Origin of the sequence: Pseudomonas sp. ADPe, assembly GCF_014843515.1 — a bacterium.
GTDB lineage: Bacteria > Pseudomonadota > Gammaproteobacteria > Pseudomonadales > Pseudomonadaceae > Pseudomonas > Pseudomonas citronellolis.
Genome location: NZ_CP062122.1, coordinates 4755025 through 4773733 on the forward strand (window position 1 = coordinate 4755025; position 18709 = coordinate 4773733).

21 protein-coding genes are annotated in these 18709 nt (G+C 67.4%); 6 read left to right on the forward strand and 15 right to left on the reverse strand.

The window, feature by feature from the left end; translation table 11 throughout:
- Positions 1-18 precede the first annotated feature (18 nt).
- Together grxD and IG194_RS21595 are read left to right on the forward strand one after the other, a co-directional pair.
- A complete protein-coding gene (gene grxD / locus IG194_RS21590; RefSeq protein ID WP_009618392.1) occupies positions 19-345 on the forward strand; it encodes a Grx4 family monothiol glutaredoxin in 327 nt (108 codons plus the stop codon).
- A 79-nt stretch (positions 346-424) separates the two neighbouring features.
- Positions 425-1585 carry an MFS transporter gene (locus IG194_RS21595; protein WP_058488705.1) on the forward strand — a complete coding sequence of 387 codons (1161 nt, stop codon included), beginning with the start codon at positions 425-427 and terminating at the stop codon, positions 1583-1585.
- 40 nt (positions 1586-1625) lie between these two features.
- Here IG194_RS21595 and bfrB read toward each other — a convergent pair whose 3' ends face one another.
- The 4 genes from bfrB to pyrC form a co-directional block, all read right to left on the reverse strand.
- Positions 1626-2102, reverse strand: a complete 477-nt coding sequence (gene bfrB / locus IG194_RS21600; protein ID WP_043315837.1) for a bacterioferritin BfrB — start codon at positions 2100-2102, stop codon at positions 1626-1628.
- Between the two features lie 207 nt (positions 2103-2309).
- Positions 2310-2525, reverse strand: a complete 216-nt coding sequence (locus IG194_RS21605; protein WP_009618406.1) for a bacterioferritin-associated ferredoxin — start codon at positions 2523-2525, stop codon at positions 2310-2312.
- A 587-nt stretch (positions 2526-3112) separates the two neighbouring features.
- Positions 3113-3787, reverse strand: a complete 675-nt coding sequence (rnt, locus tag IG194_RS21610; protein ID WP_009618408.1) for a ribonuclease T — start codon at positions 3785-3787, stop codon at positions 3113-3115.
- Positions 3784-4830 carry a dihydroorotase gene (gene pyrC / locus IG194_RS21615; RefSeq protein WP_058488706.1) on the reverse strand — a complete coding sequence of 349 codons (1047 nt, stop codon included), beginning with the start codon at positions 4828-4830 and terminating at the stop codon, positions 3784-3786. The genes rnt and pyrC overlap by 4 nt, the downstream gene beginning before the upstream one ends.
- Before the next feature lie 141 nt (positions 4831-4971).
- Here pyrC and IG194_RS21620 point away from each other — a divergent pair, with 141 nt between their 5' ends.
- From IG194_RS21620 to gloA, 3 genes are all read left to right on the forward strand, one after another.
- Positions 4972-5973 (forward strand): flagellar protein MotY, encoded by a 1002-nt coding sequence (locus IG194_RS21620; protein WP_058488707.1) that lies wholly within the window; start codon positions 4972-4974, stop codon positions 5971-5973.
- Positions 5974-6090: 117 nt separating this feature from the next.
- On the forward strand, positions 6091-7308 hold the full coding sequence (locus tag IG194_RS21625; RefSeq protein ID WP_058070526.1) for an argininosuccinate synthase: 1218 nt from the start codon (positions 6091-6093) through the stop codon (positions 7306-7308).
- 93 nt (positions 7309-7401) lie between these two features.
- Complete coding sequence (gloA, locus tag IG194_RS21630; protein WP_009618415.1) at positions 7402-7794, forward strand: lactoylglutathione lyase; 393 nt, start codon at positions 7402-7404, stop codon at positions 7792-7794.
- A 53-nt stretch (positions 7795-7847) separates the two neighbouring features.
- Here the strand turns inward: gloA and IG194_RS21635 are convergent, their stop codons facing one another.
- The 11 genes from IG194_RS21635 to metG form a co-directional block, all read right to left on the reverse strand.
- Positions 7848-8027, reverse strand: a complete 180-nt coding sequence (locus IG194_RS21635) for a PA3496 family putative envelope integrity protein (RefSeq protein WP_009620730.1) — start codon at positions 8025-8027, stop codon at positions 7848-7850.
- 108 nt (positions 8028-8135) lie between these two features.
- Complete coding sequence (nth, locus tag IG194_RS21640; RefSeq protein ID WP_058070527.1) at positions 8136-8774, reverse strand: endonuclease III; 639 nt, start codon at positions 8772-8774, stop codon at positions 8136-8138.
- Positions 8771-9478, reverse strand: a complete 708-nt coding sequence (locus tag IG194_RS21645) for an electron transport complex subunit E (protein WP_058488708.1) — start codon at positions 9476-9478, stop codon at positions 8771-8773. The genes nth and IG194_RS21645 overlap by 4 nt, the downstream gene beginning before the upstream one ends.
- Positions 9471-10115, reverse strand: a complete 645-nt coding sequence (gene rsxG / locus IG194_RS21650; protein WP_043315824.1) for an electron transport complex subunit RsxG — start codon at positions 10113-10115, stop codon at positions 9471-9473. The genes IG194_RS21645 and rsxG overlap by 8 nt, the downstream gene beginning before the upstream one ends.
- Position 10116: 1 nt before the next feature.
- Complete coding sequence (locus IG194_RS21655) at positions 10117-11154, reverse strand: RnfABCDGE type electron transport complex subunit D (protein ID WP_058488709.1); 1038 nt, start codon at positions 11152-11154, stop codon at positions 10117-10119.
- Between the two features lie 3 nt (positions 11155-11157).
- On the reverse strand, positions 11158-13455 hold the full coding sequence (rsxC, locus tag IG194_RS21660; RefSeq protein ID WP_058488710.1) for an electron transport complex subunit RsxC: 2298 nt from the start codon (positions 13453-13455) through the stop codon (positions 11158-11160).
- A complete protein-coding gene (gene rsxB, locus IG194_RS21665) occupies positions 13452-14018 on the reverse strand; it encodes an electron transport complex subunit RsxB (protein ID WP_058488711.1) in 567 nt (188 codons plus the stop codon). The genes rsxC and rsxB overlap by 4 nt, the downstream gene beginning before the upstream one ends.
- Positions 14015-14599: an electron transport complex subunit RsxA gene (gene rsxA / locus IG194_RS21670; RefSeq protein WP_058488712.1), complete on the reverse strand. Its 585-nt coding sequence runs from the start codon at positions 14597-14599 to the stop codon at positions 14015-14017. Before rsxA ends, rsxB begins: the two co-directional genes overlap by 4 nt.
- Before the next feature lie 43 nt (positions 14600-14642).
- On the reverse strand, positions 14643-14954 hold the full coding sequence (locus IG194_RS21675) for a CcdB family protein (RefSeq protein ID WP_058488713.1): 312 nt from the start codon (positions 14952-14954) through the stop codon (positions 14643-14645).
- Entirely contained in the window at positions 14954-15199 is a 246-nt protein-coding gene (locus IG194_RS21680) for a type II toxin-antitoxin system CcdA family antitoxin (protein WP_043272502.1), read from the reverse strand. Before IG194_RS21680 ends, IG194_RS21675 begins: the two co-directional genes overlap by 1 nt.
- Before the next feature lie 108 nt (positions 15200-15307).
- Positions 15308-17341 carry a methionine--tRNA ligase gene (gene metG, locus IG194_RS21685; protein ID WP_058488714.1) on the reverse strand — a complete coding sequence of 678 codons (2034 nt, stop codon included), beginning with the start codon at positions 17339-17341 and terminating at the stop codon, positions 15308-15310.
- Positions 17342-17583: 242 nt separating this feature from the next.
- On the opposite strand from metG, the gene apbC reads away from it, so the two are divergent.
- On the forward strand, positions 17584-18678 hold the full coding sequence (gene apbC, locus IG194_RS21690) for an iron-sulfur cluster carrier protein ApbC (protein WP_058488715.1): 1095 nt from the start codon (positions 17584-17586) through the stop codon (positions 18676-18678).
- Positions 18679-18709 lie beyond the last annotated feature (31 nt).

Sequence of the window (18709 nt, forward strand, 5' to 3'; positions counted from 1 at the left end):
TTCAGCCGAGGTTAGCCAATGGACATCATCGATACCATCAAAGAGCAGATCGCCAACAACCCCATCCTGCTGTACATGAAAGGTTCGCCGAACGCTCCGCAGTGCGGTTTTTCCGCCCGCGCCGCGCAGGTGCTGATGGCCTGCGGCGAGAAATTCGCCTACGTGGACATCCTGCAGAACCCGGAAATCCGCGCCAACCTGCCGAAGTACGCCAACTGGCCGACCTTCCCGCAGCTGTGGGTGGGGGGCGAACTGGTCGGCGGTAGCGACATCCTCGTCGAGATGTTCGAAAAGGGCGAACTGCAGCCGCTGATCAAGCAGGCCGTCGGCAAGACCGAAGCCTGATCGCAGGCGTAGTCGCCGTAGCGAAGAACCCCGCGCCAGCGCGGGGTTTTTCATTTGTGCGGAGAAAGGATTCGAACCGATGGACGACCGCAAGAGAGCCCGCGCGGCCCGCTGGGCCTGCGCCTTCTGCTTCGGCGCCGGCGGGCTGGTGCATGGCAGCGCCATGGGGCGTATCCCGGCGCTGAAGAACCTCGCCGGCGTCGACGAGCAGGGCCTGGGCCAGGCGCTGCTGGGCGCCGGGCTCGGCGCATTGCTGGCGTTCTCCTTCGCTGGCTCCCTGGTGCGGCGCCTCGGCAGCCGGCGGGTGACCCTGGCCAGCGCCGCGGCGCTGCTGCTGGTGTTCCCGCTGCTGGGCCTGTGCCAGAGCTGGTGGGCGCTGGCTCTCGCGCTGCTGCTGGTAGGGCTGACCTTCGCCACCCTGGACGTGGCGATGAACACCCAGGCGGTGGAGGTGGAGCGCCTATTGGGCCGGCCCTGCCTGTCCAGCCTGCATGGCATGTACAGCCTCGGCGGCCTGCTCGGCGCGCTGGGCGCGGCCTTGCTGGCGGGGCTCACGCCGTTCCGGCATTTCAGCCTGCTCGCCGTGCTGGCGTTGCTGGCCCTGCCGCTATTCGGCCGGCGCCTGCTGGAAGGGCGCAGCGAACCACAGGCCGACGCGCAACCGCGCCGGCGGGGGCTCCGGCTGCCGCCGGCGGCGCTGGTCGGCCTGGGGCTGCTGACGCTCTGCGCCTTCGTCTCCGAAGGCGCGGTGGCGGATTGGAGCGCGCTGCTGCTGCACAGCGTGCTGGGCGCTTCGGAGCGGATGGCAGCGCTGGGCTTCGCCGCTTTCTCGGCGACCATGGTGATCGGCCGGCTGTTCGGTGACCGGCTACGCCTGCATGTCGCCGACGTGGCCCTGGTGCGCGGGCTCAGCCTGCTGGCCATCGCCGGCATGCTGCTGGCGCTGTTTGGCGGCCGCGTCGAGCTGTCGGTGGCGGGCTTCGCCCTGGTCGGCCTGGGCCTGTCGGTGGTGGTGCCGATCCTCATCGGCGCGGCCGGCAACCGGCCGGGCGTGGAGGCATCGAGCGGGGTCGCGGCGGTGGCGTCGTTCGGCTATGGCGGGCTACTGCTGGGGCCGCCGCTGATCGGCATCCTGGCCGAGCACATCGGCCTGCGCCAGGCGTTGCTGGTGGTGGTGGGGCTGTGCGCGGGGCTGCTGTTCTGGGCGCACCTGGTGCGCCGCCCGCAGCAGGCGGGGTAGGGAAGGGCGGGGGCGCCGCGCGAGGCGGCGCCCGCAACCGTCAGTCGTCTTCGTGCATGTGCGACTGCAGGTAGTTCTCCAGGCCGACCTTCTGGATCAGGCCGAGCTGGGTCTCCAGGTAGTCGATGTGCTCTTCCTCGGATTCGAGGATGTTCTTGAGCAGATCGCGGCTGACGTAGTCATGCACGCTTTCGCAATGCACGATGGCCTCGCGCAGGTCCTTCGCGGCCTTGAGTTCCAGGTTCAGGTCGCACTGCAGCATTTCCTGGGTGTTCTCGCCGACCAGCAGCTTGCCCAGGTCCTGCAGGTTGGGCAGGCCCTCGAGGAAGAGGATGCGCTCGATGAGCTTGTCCGCATGCTTCATCTCGTCGATCGACTCGTGGTACTCGTGGGCGCCGAGGCGCTTCAGGCCCCAGTCGTTCCACATGCGCGAGTGCAGGAAGTATTGGTTGATGGCGATCAGCTCGTTACCGAGGACCTTGTTCAGATGCTGGATGACTTTCTTGTCGCCTTTCATGCCGAGTCCTGCCGTGTGGAGTGGGTAGGACTGGAATTTTCGCCCTCTTATAACCGGATGTCAAACGTAAGCTATTGATTTAGTTATAAAAAGGAATATGAATACGAATGTTTTCATTCCGCAGTTAGGCGCTAAATCCTTGAATTGCGGGCATAAAAAAACCGGGCCTGGGCCCGGTTCTTCTGGCGTATGCCGAATCGGCATCGCTCAACTGGCGGCATAGGCCAGCGAGTAGTTCATCGTTTGCGCGCCCTGCAGGTCGCCGAGGGTCTCGCGGACCACCTGCTTGGCGAGGCAGGCGCACTTGCCGCACTGAGTGCCGACGCCGGTGCTTTCACGCACTTCGCGGTAACTGCAGCATCCCTCATAGATCGCGTCGCGGATCTGGGTATCGGTAACACCTTGGCAGAGGCAGACGTACATGGATGGCACTACTGGTGTGGGGTTGTTGGCGTCGATACTAATGTTAATGAGAATGATTGTCAAAGCTTGAGAAGAGACTTTTTGGCGTGTCGACGAACGGTCTTTCGGGGGGGAAGGGCCCAATCGCGGACGGAGTCCGCTCCTACGGTTCCAGGAAGCATGGCTTTTCGTAGGATGGCGTTGAGCGAAGCGATACTCATCACCCCGGCAGCATGGGTATCGCAAGCTCAACCCATCCTACGAAGAGCACCTCGGCGTAAGCCTAAGGTTCAGGGAGGTACGGGCGTAGGAGCGGACTCCGTCCGCGATGGGGTTCACCGGCCACGCCGGACGCCCCGGTGGCACGAACAGCCCCAGGCATCGATCCAATAAAAAAGCCCCGCATCGCAGGCTGTGTGAAAACCTCCGGATCGGTCCAGCTGGTTAAAAAACAACCTGGATTTCGCGTTTCTACGCGGATTCTGGGTTGGCTGAATAGCCAAGCCTTTTCAGATTTCACGTAGGAACGCACTCTTCGAAGAGCCGCTCGGGTTTTCACACAGCCTGATCGGCGGGGCTTTCTCATAGCAAAGGGCCAAGAACAAGGATCAGTCCTCATCCTCCATCCACCCACCGCATTCCTTCCAGCGGTTGACGATCCCGCAGAACAGCTCCGCGGTCTTCTCGGTGTCGTAGCGCGCCGAGTGCGCCTCGCGGTTGTCGAACTCCATGCCGGCGGCCTGGCAGGCCTTGGCCAGGACCGTCTGGCCGTAGGCCAGGCCGGCGAGGGTGGCGGTGTCGAAGCTGGAGAAGGGGTGGAACGGGTTGCGCTTGATCCCGGTGCGGTTCACCGCGGCGTTGAGGAAGCCCAGGTCGAAGCTGCTGTTGTGGCCGACCAGGATCGCCCGCTTGCAGCCGTTGGCCTTCAGCGACTTGCGCACGCCACGGAAGATCTCGGTGAGCGCCTGCTCCTCGGCCACCGCCATGCGCAGCGGGTGGTCGAGCTTGATGCCGGTGAACTCCAGGGCCGCCGGCTCGATGTTGGCGCCTTCGAAGGGCTCGACGCGGAAGAAGTGGGTATGTTCCGGGAACAGGTAGCCGTTCTCGTCCATGCCGATGGTCACCGCGGCGATTTCCAGCAGGGCGTCGGTGGCGCAGTTGAAGCCGCCGGTCTCGACGTCCACCACCACCGGCAGGTAGCCGCGGAAGCGGCGCGCCATGGGGTGACGCGGGCCGGGGGGGAAGTTGCCGTCGAACTCCTCTTCGTAATGCTCCTCGCTCATGCGCCGGCCTCCAGCAGGCGCCAGCACAGTTTCTCGCCGGCGCGCAGGGGCACCACCTCATGGTCGCCGAAGGGCAGGCTGGCCGGCGCCTGCCATTCCTCGCGGACCAGGGTGATGCTGTCGGCGTTGCGCGGCAGGCCGTAGAAGTCCGGGCCGTGGAAGCTGGCGAAGGCTTCCAGCTTGTCCAGGGCGTTGCGCTGCTCGAAGGCCTCGGCGTACATCTCGATGGCGGCGTAGGCGGTGTAGCAGCCGGCGCAGCCGCAGGCCGCTTCCTTGGCGTGGCGGGCGTGGGGCGCCGAGTCGGTGCCGAGGAAGAACTTCGGGTTGCCGCTGGTGGCGGCGTCGAGCAGGGCTTCCTGATGCACGTTGCGCTTGAGGATCGGCAGGCAATAGAAGTGCGGGCGGATGCCGCCGACCAGCATGTGGTTGCGGTTGTACAGCAGGTGGTGGGCGGTGATGGTGGCGCCGACGTTGGCCGGGGCGGCCAGGACGAACTGCGCCGCATCGCCGGTGGTGATGTGCTCGAACACCACCTTGAGCGTCGGGAAGCGCTCGACCACGCGGGCCAGGTGCTCGTCGATGAAGCGCTTCTCGCGGTCGAATACGTCCACCTCGGCGCGGGTCACCTCGCCGTGCACCAGCAGCGGCAGGCCGACCTCGGCCATGGCTTCGAGCACGTGGAAGATGTTGTCGATACTGGTCACGCCGGAATCGGAGTTGGTGGTGGCGCCGGCCGGGTACAGCTTGGCCGCGTGGACGAAGCCGCTGGCCTTGGCGTTGCGCACGTCCTCGGTACTGGTGCGGTCGGTGAGGTAGAGCACCATCAGCGGTTCGAAGCGGCTGCCGGCCGGGCGCGCGGCGAGGATGCGCTGGCGGTAGGCGTCGGCTTCGCCGGCGTTGCGCACCGGTGGCACCAGGTTGGGCATGATGATGGCGCGGCCGAAGGTGCGCGCGGCATCGCCGACGGTCTGGGCGAGGGCGGCGCCGTCGCGCAGGTGGATGTGCCAGTCGTCGGGGCGCAGCAGGGTCAGGCGGTCGGACATGGGGATACCAGAGGACGATTTGCAGCGGAATTGAAGTGGGGAAATGCTACCGGAAAAGCCCGCCGCCGGCACTCGCTATCAAGTTTCGCCGGGACTGTCCGATATCTCCTGGGTACTTTCCAGCATTACCCGGAGCCGTCCGTGCGCCATTCCTACTTTCTCCTGCTCGGCCTGTGCGCCAGCCTGCCGGCCTGGGGGCTGACCTTCCAGACGCGCCTGGAGAACGCGCGCTGGACGGCGGCGGGCGACCAGTTCGAATGCCGCCTGTCGCAACAGGTGGACGGCTTCGGCGTCGGCGAGTTCGTCTGGCGCGCCGGCGAGCAGCCGACCTTCCGCCTCAAGCCGCAGCGCAACTGGGCCGGCGGCGGTTCGGCGACGCTCCTGGCGGCGGCGCCGCCGTGGCGGCCGACCCAGGGCGACATCAACCTGGGCTCGGTGGCCCTGGTCGCCGGCGAGGTGCCCTTCACCAGCAGCCAGCAGCAGGCCGGGCGCCTGCTCGACGGCGTGCTGGAAGGGCGCAGCCCCGAGGTGCGCCTGCGCGCGACGGGCGGCCAGGACCTGCGGGTGCGCCTGCTGCCGGCGCGCTTCGCCGACGGCTACGCGCAGCTGCAGGATTGCTCGACGAAGATGCTGCCGGTGAACTTCGAGCAGGTGCGCCAGGCGCAGGTCGGCTTCCCCGGCGGCGGCGACGCCCTGGACGCCGTGGCCCGCGCCAAGCTGGACATCGTCCTGCAGTACCTCAAGGCCGACCCGACGGTGAACCGCATCGAGCTGGACGGCCATTCCGACAACAGTGGCAACCGCCTGAGCAACCGCGACATCTCGCGGCGCCGCGCGGTGGCGGTGATGGAATACCTCAAGGCCCACGGCGTGCCCGAGGAGCAGATCACCGTGCGCTTCTACGGCGAGCGCTACCCGCTGGTGAAGAACAATTCCGAGGCCAACCGCGCGCGCAACCGCCGGGTGACCCTGCACCTGTCCCGCGAGGCCGTGCCGGAAACCCCGCCGGCGCCCACCGCCGCGCCCAGCGCGACGCCGCCCGCGCCGCCAGCCCCCGCGCCCGCTGCCCCGCAGGCCAAGACACCGGCCGGCAATGCCCCGGCTTCGGCGCCGCCGGGCCAGTCGCCAGCACGCGGCGCCTAGTCGCACTCACGATAGAATCTGTCGCTTTGTCGTCAAAAGCTGTCGCGCCTCTGTAATTTCCTGAAGCGCGGCAGTAGAATCGGGGGTTTTCGTGACAACCCCCCGTGGAGTGATGGCATGGCGGACGTGAAGAAGGTAGTCCTGGCGTATTCCGGTGGCCTGGATACCTCGGTGATTCTCAAGTGGCTGCAGGATACTTATAACTGCGAAGTGGTGACCTTCACTGCCGATCTCGGCCAGGGCGAAGAGGTCGAGCCTGCCCGCGCCAAGGCCAAGGCCCTGGGTGTGAAGGAAATCTACATCGAGGACCTGCGAGAAGAGTTCGTCCGCGACTTCGTCTTCCCGATGTTCCGCGCCAACACCATTTATGAAGGCGAGTACCTGCTGGGTACTTCCATCGCCCGTCCGCTGATCGCCAAGCGCCTGATCGAGATCGCCAACGAGACCGGCGCCGACGCCATCTCCCACGGCGCCACCGGCAAGGGCAACGACCAGGTGCGCTTCGAGCTGGGCGCCTATGCGCTCAAGCCGGGCGTCAAGGTCATCGCCCCCTGGCGCGAGTGGGACCTGCTGTCCCGCGAGAAGCTGATGGACTACGCCGAGACCCACGGCATCCCGATCGAGCGCCACGGCAAGAAAAAGTCGCCGTACTCCATGGACGCCAACCTGCTGCACATCTCCTATGAAGGCGGCGTGCTGGAAGACACCTGGACCGAGCACGAAGAAGACATGTGGAAGTGGACCGTCTCCCCGGAGAAGGCCCCTGACGCCCCCACCTACATCGAGCTGACCTACCGCAAGGGCGACATCGTCGCCATCGACGGCAAGGAAATGACCCCGGCGCAGGTGCTGACCGAGCTGAACCGCATCGGCGGCGCCAACGGCATCGGCCGCCTCGACATCGTCGAGAACCGCTATGTCGGCATGAAGTCCCGCGGCTGCTACGAGACCCCCGGCGGCACCATCATGCTCAAGGCCCACCGCGCCATCGAGTCGATCACCCTGGACCGCGAAGTCGCTCACCTGAAGGACGAGCTGATGCCGCGCTACGCCAAGCTGATCTACACCGGCTACTGGTGGAGCCCGGAGCGCGAGATGCTGCAGCAGATGATCGACGCCTCCCAGGAGTACGTGAACGGCGTGGTGCGCCTGAAACTGTACAAGGGCAACGTCATCGTGGTCGGCCGCAAGTCCGACGACTCGCTGTTCGACGCCAACATCGCGACCTTCGAGGAAGACGGCGGCGCCTACAACCAGGCCGACGCCGCGGGCTTCATCAAGCTCAACGCGCTGCGCATGCGCATCGCCGCGAACAAGGGCCGCAAGCTGTTCTGATAAGCTTGCCAGCCTGAGCCAGACAAGCCCCGGCCACGAGCCGGGGTTTGCTTTTATGCGCCCGAAACGGGCCGGATGAGGAGAACGACCCCCATGAGACTGCTGCATACCATGCTGCGCGTCGGCGATATGGACAAGTCCATCGCCTTCTACACCGAAGTCCTGGGCATGACCCTGCTGCGCCGCAAGGACTACCCGGACGGCCAGTTCACCCTGGCCTTCGTCGGCTACGGCGCCGAGGACGAGAACAGCGTCATCGAGTTGACCTACAACTGGGGCGTGGACAAGTACGAGCTGGGCACCGGCTACGGCCACATCGCCCTGGAAGTGGACGACGTCTACAAGGCCTGCGAGGACATCCGCTCGCGCGGCGGCAAGATCACCCGCGAGCCGGGCCCGATGAAGCACGGCACCAGCATCCTGGCCTTCGTCGAGGACCCGGACGGCTACAAGATCGAGCTGCTGTCGCCGCAGCGCAAGGACTGAGCCGGAAAGACGAAGCCCCGCCAAGTGCGGGGCTTTTTCATGCGGGGCAAGGCTCAGAGATCGAAATCGTAGTCCGACAGCTGGCGCTGCAGGCGGCGCTCTTCGAGGTAGTTGTCGATGATGCGGCGCTTGGTGAGGTTGGTCTTGGCGACTTCGACGACGGCTTCGACGCTGTCGTCGGCATCGTCGGTGCTCACTTCGTCTTCGAGCTCGAGATCTTCTTTATCGGCCATAACGATCACTCCAACGTGCGGGGTGTGCTTGGCGCCCCTTATAGCGACAAAGCTCGGGGCGGTAAAAAAGATTTTTTCAATGAGCAGCGATGCTTTTGACGATAGCACTCAATCGTCGGAAGTCTTGTGCTTGTACTCGCACAGGTCCTCGATGCGGCAGCTGCCGCACTGCGGCTTGCGCGCCTTGCAGACGTAGCGGCCATGCAGGATCAGCCAGTGGTGGGCGTCCAGCAGGTATTCCCTGGGCACGAACTTGAGCAGCTTGCGCTCCACCTCCAGGACGTTCTTCCCCGGCGCGATGTTGGTGCGGTTGGCGACGCGGAAGATGTGCGTGTCCACCGCCATGGCCAACTGGCGGAAGGCGGTGTTGAGCACCACGTTGGCGGTCTTGCGCCCGACGCCGGGCAGGGCCTCCAGGTCCTCGCGGTTCTCCGGCACCCGGCTGCCGTGCTTCTCGATGAGGATGCGGCAGGTCTCGATGACGTTCTTCGCCTTGCTGTTGTACAGACCGATGGTCTTGATGTATTCCGACAGCCCGTCCACGCCCAGGGCGTAGATGGCTTCCGGGGTGTTGGCCACCGGGTAGAGTTTGGCCGTGGCCTTGTTCACCCCGACGTCGGTGGCCTGGGCGGAGAGGATCACCGCGATGAGCAGCTCGAAGGGCGAGTCGTAGGCCAGCTCGGTCTTGGGGTCGGGGTTGTCTTCTCGCAGTCGGCGGAAAATCTCCGCGCGCTTGGCGGCATTCATTCGATCACTCCGGTCACGCGGACGCGCTGGCGCTCTGCGGCGGGTACGTTGCCCACCTGCGCCTTGGCGCGTTCCGCCAGGCTTTCATCGATACGGTTCTTCAGGGCTATCAGCAGGCCCAGCAGGAGGAAGGCGCCGGGCGGCAGCACGGCGAGCAGGAAGCCCTGGTAATCGGCTATCTGCAGCTTCCAGCCGGCGGCGGCCGGGCCGAACAGCAGGTTCATATCGGCCAGCAGGGTGCCGTGGCCGATGAGTTCGCGCAAGGTGCCCAGTACCAGCAGCACCAGGGCGAAGCCGGCGCCGGTCATCAGGCCGTCGAAGGCCGCGCGGGCGACGCCGTTGCGCGCGGCGAAGGCCTCGGCGCGGCCGAGGATCACGCAGTTGGTGGTGATCAGCGGGATGAAGATGCCGAGGATCTGGTACAGCTCGTAGGTCCAGGCCTGCATCAGCAGTTCGATGCAGGTGGTCAGCGCGGCGATGATCAGCACGAACACCGGCAGCCGCACCGCCTCGCCGACCCAGCGGCGCGTCGCGGAGATGGCGGCGTTGGAGCAGGCCAGCACGAAGATGGTCGCCAGGCCCAGGCCGAGGGCGTTGACCATGGAGTTGCTGGTGCCCAGCAGCGGGCACAGGCCCAGCAGCTGGACCAGCCCGGGGTTGTTCCGCCACAGGCCCTGGCGGGCGATTTCGCGGTAGCTATTCATGTTGTTCGCCTCCGGCCGCCGGCGCGAGCAGCGCGGCCTTGTGCGCATCGAAATACTGCAGCGCCTTGTGCGTGGCCTTGACCACGGCGCGCGGGGTGACGGTGGCGCCGGCGAACTGGTCGAACCGGCCGCCGTCCTTCTTCACCTTCCAGCCGGCCTCGTCCGGGTCGGCCAGGGAGCGGCCGTCGAAGCCGTGCAGCCAGTCGCTCTTGCCCGGCTCGATCTTGTCGCCCAGGCCCGGGGTTTCCTTGTGCGCCACCACGCGCACGCCGAGCAGGCGGCCTTCGGCGCTGACCCCCACCAGCAGCTCGATGGCGCCGCTGTAGCCGTCCGGCGCGGTGGCCGGGAGTATGACGCCGGTGGCGCGGCCCTGCAGGCGGGCGACGAAGGCCTGGGCCGGCTGCGGCTTGCCCAGCAGCTTGGGCTCGAAGACTTCGACGGGGGCGTCCAGCGGGTGGTTGTCGTAGCTGCCCGGCGGCAGCAGTTCCAGCAGCAGGCGCCCGCGCGCCTCGCGCTGGGCCTGCTCGATGCGTGCCTGGGTGAACTGGTGGACCACCGCCACCAGGCCGACGCAGAGCACCGCGAAGGCCCCCAGCAGTAGGGCGTTCTTCAGCATGGAACGGCGGCTGTCGGCCATCTCATTCCCCCAGCTTGAAGCCGCGCTTGGGCTTCTTGTGCCCGTAGGTGCGCGGGCGGGTGTAGTAGTCGATGGTCGGCGCCGCCAGGTTCATCAGCAGCACGGCGAAGGCCACGCCGTCGGGGTAGCCGCCCCAGGCGCGGATCACGTAGGTGACGATGCCCACGCCGAGGCCGAACACCAGGCGCCCGCGCTTGCTGGTGGCGCCGGAAACCGGGTCGGTGACGATGAAGAACGCGCCGAGCATGGCCGCCCCGCTGAACAGGTGGAACAGCGGCGAGCCGTGGGAGTCCGAGCCCGAGCCGTTCCAGAACAGCAGGCTCATGACGAACAGGCCGCCGAGCATGCCCAGCGGCGCATGCCAGGTGAACAGCTTGCGCCAGAGCAGGAACAGGCCGCCGGCGAGGAAGGCCAGGTTGACCAGCTCCACGCCGCGCCCGCCGACATGGCCGAAAGCCGTACTCTGCGTCACCAGCTCGTCGATGGTCAGGCTGTGGTTGTTCTTCAGCACGTCCAGGGCGGTGGCGCCGGCCCAGGCGTCCGGCGGCGGCGCGCCCAGGCCGAGGATGCGCGACAGGCTGTCGACCAGGCCGAGGCCGGCGTCGGGGCTGGGCCAGCGCGTCATTTCCAGGGGGAAGGACACCAGCACCACCACGTAGCCGAGCATCGCCGGGTTGAACGGGTTCTGCCCGAGGCCGCCGTACAGGTGCTTGCCGAACACCAGGGCGAAGGCGGTAGCCAGCAGGCTCAGCCACCAGGGCGCGTAGGGCGGCAGGGCCAGGGCCAGGAGCACGGCGGTGACCAGCGCGCTGCCGTCCTTGAGGAACACCGCCAGCGGGCGCTTGCGCAGGTGCAGCATCAGCGCTTCGGTGCCCAGGGCCACGGCGCTGCACCAGAGCAGGTTGAACAGCGGGCCGACGCCGTACAGGGCGATCAGCGCCAGGGCGCCCGGGGCCAGCGCGGCTAGCACCTGCAGCATGACCTTCTGCGTGCGGTTGGCGCCGGTGGCGTGGGGCGAGGAAAAACGCGGCAGGGCCATGGGTCACTCCGTATCGCGCGCGGCCAGCGCGTTTTCCGCCGCCGCCAGGCGCTCGCGCGCGGCAGTTAGGCGGGCTTCGTCGGCGCCTTCGCGTTCGAGCTTCTTGAGATCGGCGCGGGCGTAGGCCAGTTCGGTCTTGAGGGCGCGGGTGGCGGCGTCCACCGGGCGCTTGTCGATGCGTTGCAGGTTCGGCGCCGGCTTGCCGCTGGCGTCCTCGGCGGCGTGCAGCTGGCGCTCGGCCTCGACCAGGGCTTCGCGCAGCAGGGCCAGTTCGGCATCGCCGGCACCGTCCTGCTCGGCTTTCCTCAGCTCGGCGCGGCGGGTGACCAGGGCGATCTTGGCCTTCTTCAGGTTCGCCATGCCGTCGCCGGCGGGTTCCGCCTTGGCTTCGGGCGCTGTCTGCAATTGCGCCAGGTGACGCTCGGCCCGTTCGGCGGCTTCGCGCAGCTGGGCGAGGGTGGCCTGCTGCTGTTCGTCTGGCGCTTCGCCAAAGGCTTTCTCGGACTTCTTCAATTGGGCGCGGGCCATGGCGGCGTCGATCTTCGCCTTCTTCAGGACCGCTTCGTCGCCGATCGCTGGTTTGGGAGCGGCGGGGGCTGGTTCGGCTTCGGCGGCTTCCAGGGCCTGGCGGGCCTGCTCGGCGGCCTGGCGCAGCGTCTCGACCTGGGCGCGCAGTTGCTCGGTGTCGTGGGCGGCCAGTTGCTTCTCGGCCTTCTGCAGGGCGACGCGGGCCATGCTGGCTTCGATCTTCAGCCGCTTGAGGTCGGCGCCGGCGTTGCCCACGGCCTTCTCCGCCTTCACCCGTTCGATGACCGACTGCGGTGCTTCCGCCACTGGCGCGGCAGCCTGGGCTTCGCGGGCGCGGGCGGCGCGTTCCAGGCGGGCCTGGCGTTCCTCGGCCTTGCGTTGCTCCTCGCGGCGCAGGCGTTCCTGGCGGTGCTCGAAGCGCAGGCGCGAGTGTTCGGCCTTCTGCTGTTTCAGCTGCAGTTCGCGGATGTCCGCCTTGGCCGCGCGGTAGTACTGCACCAGCGGGATGCTGGAGGGGCAGACGTAGGCGCAGGCGCCGCACTCGATGCAGTCGAACAGGTTGTAGGCCTGCAACTGCTCGTGGTCGTCGCCCTGGGCGAAGAAGTACAGCTGCTGCGGCAGCAGGCTGGCCGGGCAGGCCTGGGCGCAGTCGCCGCAGCGGATGCACGGCAGCGCCGGCGGCGGCGCCGGCAGTTCCTCGGCGGTCGCGGCCAGCAGACAGTTGGCGGTTTTGATCAGCGGGGCCTGCAGGTCGCCGAGGGTGATGCCCATCAGCGGGCCGCCCATGACCAGGCGGCCGAGCCGGCCGCGATTCAGCCCGGCGAATTCCAGCAGTTCGCCGACCGGCGTGCCGAGCAGCGCCTCGACGTTCATCGGCCGCGCCAGGGCGGCGCCGGTCAGGGTGGTGATGCGCGAGATCAGCGGGCGCCCGAGGACCAGCGCATCGCGCAGCGCCACGGCGGTGCCGACGTTGACGCAGACCATGCCGATGTCCGCCGGCAGGCCGCCGCTGGGCACCTCGCGGCCGCTGAGCAGCTGGATCAGTTGGCGTTCGCCGCCGGAGGGGTACTTGGTGGGGACCACCCGCAGTTCGATGGCGCGCTCGCCGATGGCCTGGCGCAGGGCCTCGATGGCCTGGGGCTTGTCGTCCTCGATGCCGAGCAGCACCTGCTGCGGCTGCAGCAGGTGCATGAGAATCTCGATGCCTTCCACCAGTTCGGCCGCGCGTTCGCGCATCAGCATGTCGTCGGCGCTGATGTAGGGCTCGCACTCGGCGCCGTTGATCACCAGGGTGTGCAGGTCTTCGGCGGCGCGGGCGGCCAGCTTGGCGGCGGTGGGGAAGCCGGCGCCGCCGAGCCCGGCGATGCCGGCCTGGCGGATGCGCTCCAGCAGGGCGGCGGGGCTTTCCTGGCGGTAGTCGGGGCAGGGCTGCAAGGGCGCCCATTCGTCCAGCCCGTCGGCGTCGATGACGATGGCTTCGGCCAGCAGGCCGGAAGGGTGTGGATAAGGTTGCTCGCCGATGGCCACCACCGTGCCGGAGGTCGGCGCATGCACGGCGGCGCTGATGGCGCTGCCGGGGCTGGCGATCATCTGGCCCTTGAGCACGCGCTCGCCGACGTCCATGCAGGGCAGGGCCGGCGCGCCGGTGTGTTGCTGCAGCGGCAGGATCAGCCGGCTGGGCAGTGGCGCCCGGACGATGGGGCCGGCGGTGGATTGCGCCTTGTTGGTCGGCAGATGCAGGCCGCCGGGGAAGTCCCAGGCCTTGGCGTTCATGCGGCCTGCTCCCGGTCGCTGGCGATCAGCCGGGCATCGGGCAGCGGCCATTTCCAGTCGCGCACGCCGACTTCCAGGTCGAGCATGTCGATGCAATCCACCGGGCAGGGCTCGACGCACAGGTCGCAGCCGGTGCATTCGGCGGCGATCACCGTGTGCATCTGCCGCGCGGCGCCGACGATGGCGTCCACCGGGCAGGCCTGGATGCACTTGGTGCAGCCGATGCACTCGGCCTCGCGGATGAAGGCCACGCGCGGCGGGGTTTCCGCCGGCGCGTCCAGGGGCGGCGCCTCGACGTCGAGCAGGTCGGCCAGGGCGGCGATGGTGGCGCTGCCGCCGGGCGGGCACTTGTTGATCGCGTCGCCCTGGGCGATGGCCTCGGCGTAGGGCTTGCAGCCGGCATAGCCGCATTGCCCGCACTGGGTCTGCGGCAGCAGGGCGTTGACCTGTTCGGCCACCGGGTCGCCCTCGACGCGGTAGCGCACCGCCGCGTAGCCGAGCAGGGCGCCGCTGGCCAGGCACAGGGCCAGCAGCACACTGACCGCGAGCAGCACGGCAGTCATAGCTTGATCAGCCCGGTGAAGCCCATGAACGCCAGGGACATCAGCCCTGCGGTGATCATGCCGATGGCCGCGCCCTGGAACGGCTTGGGCACGTCGGCGATGGCGATGCGCTCGCGCAGGGCGGCGAACAGCACCAGCACCAGGGAGAAGCCCAGCCCGGCGCCGAAGCCCTGGACGCTGGACTGCAGGAAGCCATACTCGGGCTTGTTGGCGTTGAGCAGGGCCACGCCGAGGACGATGCAGTTGGTGGTGATCAGCGGCAGGAAGATGCCCAGCACGCGGTACAGCAGCAGGCTGCTCTTCTTCACCAGCAGTTCGGTGAACTGCACCACCACGGCGATCACCAGGATGAAGCCGATGGTGCGCAGGTACTCCAGGTCCAGCGGGCGCAGCACGTAGCGCTGCAGGATGTAGCTGCAGATCGAGGCCAGGGTCAGCACGAAGGTGGTGGCCAGGGCCAGGCCGATGGCCGTCTCGATCTTGCGCGACACGCCCATGAACGGGCACAGGCCGAGGAACTGCACCAGCACGAAGTTGTTGACCAGGATGGCGCTGACCAGGATCAGGGCGAGTTCGGTCATGGCCGGGTGCCTCGGGCCGGGCGGTGGCGGAGCTTGGGCATGCTCAGATTCCCGTGATCAGCAGGTCGATGGCGGCGATGATGTCCAACCGCAGGTGCGCCAGGCTGCCCACCGGCTCGCCCAGCTCGCGGCGCGCCACGCCGGCCATCTGCGGGGTGAGCAGCAGCAGTTTCTCGCCCTCCACCGTCACCTCGGGCATCAGCCGGTCGATGCCGGCCAGGCCCTTGCCGCGGCTGAGCGGGATCACCACGCGGGTGTTCAGCGAGGCGAGCAGGTCGCTCTGCACGTCCAGCAGCAGCGGGATGTCCTCGCGGCTGCGCGGGCTGGGGTTGCGGTACAGGTCGAACTGCGGCATCAGAAGCTCCGCAGGTCGTCGGCGAACACGCCGGCGCCGTCCACATGCTGATTGTAGGCGTCGATGGCCTGGCGGTTCTGTTCCAGCCAGCGTTGCCGCAGGCGTTCGCGCACTACGTCGGCCAGCGCTTCCTCCAGCACCGCCGAGAGGTTCACGTCCAGCTCGCGGGCCTGCTTGAGCAGGTCGCTGTTCAGGCTGAGGTTGGTGGCTTTCTTCGGGGCTTGGGGATCGTAGGTCGTGTGCATGGGAACCTCCGAGGCGGATGCGCATAGGTTATGCGCATGGTCTTGCCCGGGCAAGGCAGAAACGACGACGCCGGCCCCGGGGCCGGCGTCGCGTTCGGCGCGTGCCGCTTACTTCACGCGCTGGCCCGGCTTGGCGCCGCTGTCCGGGCTGAGCAGGTAGATTTCCTCGCCGCCGGGGCCGGCGGCCAGGACCATGCCTTCGGAGACGCCGAACTTCATCTTGCGCGGGGCCAGGTTGGCCACGTACAGGGTCAGGCGGCCTTCGAGCTTGCTCGGGTCCGGGTAGGCGCTCTTGATGCCGGAGAACACGTTGCGCTTCTCGTCGCCGATGTCCAGGGACAGGCGCAGCAGCTTGTCGGCACCCTCGACGAACTCGCACTTCTCGATCAGCGCGATGCGCAGGTCGACGGCGGCGAAGGCGTCGAAGTTGATTTCCGCGGCCAGCGGGTCCTTCACCAGTTCGCCGTTGCCGGCGGGTTGGTTGGCAGCGGCGAGGTCTTCCTTGGAGGCTTCGATCATGGCTTCGATTTTCGCGGGCTCGATACGGGTCATCAGCGGGTTGAACGGGTTCAGCTGGTGGTTGGCCAGCAGTTGCTCGTGGTCGCTCCACTTCAGCGGGGCGACGTTGAGGAAGGCTTCGGCGGCCTCGGCCAGCTTCGGCAGCACCGGCTTGAGGAAGATCACCAACTGGCGGAACAGGTTCACGCCCAGGGCGCAGATGGCCTGGACCTCGGCCTGCTTGCCTTCCTGCTTGTTCAGCGCCCAGGGCGCCTTGTCGGCGATCCAGGCGTTGGCCTGGTCGGCCAGGGCCATGATTTCGCGCATGGCGCGGCCGAAGTCGCGGGCTTCGTAGGCGGCGGCGATGCTCGGCGCGGCGGCCTTGAAGGCTGCGACCAGCTCCGGCGCCGGGTCGGCGTCCACCAGCAAGCCGGCGTTGCCCTTGTGGATGAAGCCGGCGCAGCGGCTGGCGATGTTGACCACCTTGCCGACCAGGTCGGAGTTGACCTTCTGCACGAAGTCCTCGAGGTTCAGGTCGAGGTCGTCGACGCCGCGGCCGAGCTTGGAGGCGTAGTAGTAGCGCAGGTATTCCGGGTCCAGGTGGTCCAGGTAGGTGCGCGCCTTGACGAAGGTGCCGCGGGACTTGGACATCTTCTGCCCGTTGACGGTCAGGTAGCCGTGCACGTTCAGCGCGGTGGGCTTGCGGTAGCCGGCGCCTTCGAGCATGGCCGGCCAGAACAGCGCGTGGAAGTTGACGATGTCCTTGCCGATGAAGTGGTACAGCTCGGCCTTGGAGTCCTTGTTCCAGAAGGCGTCGAAGTCCAGCTCCGGGCGGCGCGCGCAGAGGTTCTTGAAGCTGGCCATGTAGCCGATGGGCGCGTCCAGCCAGACGTAGAAGTACTTGCCCGGGGCCTCGGGAATCTCGAAGCCGAAGTAGGGCGCGTCACGGGAGATGTCCCATTCCTGCAGGCCGGCGTCCAGCCATTCGGCGATCTTGTTGGCCACCGACTCCTGCAGCGCGCCGCTGCGCGTCCACTGCTTGAGCATGGCGTCGAAGTCCGGGAGCTTGAAGAAGTAGTGCAGCGACTCCTTGAGCACCGGGGTGGCGCCGGAGATGGCCGATTTCGGGTCCTTCAGCTCGGTGGGCGCGTAGGTGGCGCCGCAGGCTTCGCAGTTGTCGCCGTACTGGTCGGCGGTGCCGCACTTCGGGCAGGTGCCCTTGATGAAACGGTCGGCCAGGAACATCTGCTTTTCCGGGTCGAAGTACTGGGTCACCGGGCGGGTGGCGATGTGCCCGGCGTCGCGCAGCTTCAGGTAGATGGCCGAGGACAGCTCGCGGTTCTCTTCCGAGTGCGTCGAGTGGTAGTTGTCGAAGTCCACCAGGAAGGCGGCGAAGTCGGCCATGTGCTCGGCGCGCACGGCGTCGATCAGCTGTTCCGAGGTGATGCCTTCGCGCTCGGCGCGCAGCATGATGGCCGAGCCGTGGGCATCGTCCGCGCAGACGTACACCGCCTGGTTGCCACGCATCTTCTGGAAACGCACCCAGATGTCGGTCTGGATGTATTCCAGCATGTGGCCCAGGTGAATGGAGCCGTTGGCGTAGGGCAGGGCGCTGGTGACGAGGATCTGGCGGTTTTCGGACATGATGCTCAGGCCATTGGGGTAAATCGAGGGAAGTCGGTAACTATAACAGGCTGCAGGCAGCAGGCTATAGGCTACAGGTAGGAGCGAAGAGCGATCGGTGCTTGAAGCCCGAAGCCTGAAGCCTGAAGCCCGAAGCCCGAAGCCCGAAGCCCGAAGCCCGAAGCCCGAAGCCTGCAACCTATAGCCTGCCGCTGCTGTTAATATTCCCGCCTACCGTGCTCAGCCTTTTTTCGGGAGAACCCATGAGCGTCGTCACCCGCGCCACGGTGGAGGCCGTCCTCCGCCAGATCACCGACCCGCACACCGGCCAGAACCTGCTCGACGCCGGCTACCTGCGCGACCTCGACATCCAGGGCGGGCGCATCGCCCTGGGCCTGGAGCTGGGCTATGCCTGCGGCCTGTTCAGGAATGGCCTGGCGCAGACCGTGCAGATGGCCCTGGAAGCCCTCGACGGGGTGGACTCGGCCCAGGTGAAGGTGGACGTGAAGATCGCCGCGCACAAGGCCCAGGCCCAGGTGCCGGGCATGAGCAACGTGAAGAACATCATCGCCGTGGCCTCCGGCAAGGGCGGCGTGGGCAAGTCCACCACCGCCGCCAACCTGGCCCTGGCGCTGGCCCGCGAAGGGGCCAAGGTGGGCATCCTCGACGCCGACATCTACGGCCCCAGCCAGGGCATCATGTTCGGCATTCCCGAGGGCACCCGGCCGAAGGTGCGCGAGCAGAAGTGGTTCGTGCCGCTGGAGGCCCATGGCGTGGAAGTCATGTCCATGGCCTTCCTCACCGACGACAACACTCCTGTGGTGTGGCGCGGGCCGATGGTCTCCGGCGCGCTGCTGCAACTGATCACCCAGACCGCCTGGAACGACCTGGACTACCTGGTGATCGACATGCCGCCGGGTACCGGCGACATCCAGCTGACCCTGGCGCAGAAGGTCCCGGTGGCCGGCGCGGTGATCGTCACCACCCCGCAGGACCTGGCCCTGCTCGATGCGAAGAAGGGCGTGGAGATGTTCCGCAAGGTCAACATCCCGGTGCTGGGCGTGGTGGAGAACATGGCGGTGCACATCTGCTCCAACTGCGGCCACGCCGAGCACCTGTTCGGCGAGGGCGGCGGCGAGAAGCTGGCGGCGCAGTACGGCGTGGAACTGCTGGCTTCGCTGCCGCTGTCCATGGCCATCCGCATGCAGGCCGACGGCGGCAAGCCGACGGTGATCGCCGACCCGGAAAGCCAACTGGCGATGATCTACCAGGAAATGGCCCGCTGCGTGGGCGCGCGCATCGCCCTGAGCGAGAAGGACGCGCCGGCGATGCCGAGCATCTCCATCAGCGAGGACTGATCAAGGGCGCGGCCTGGCGGCCGCGCTCGTC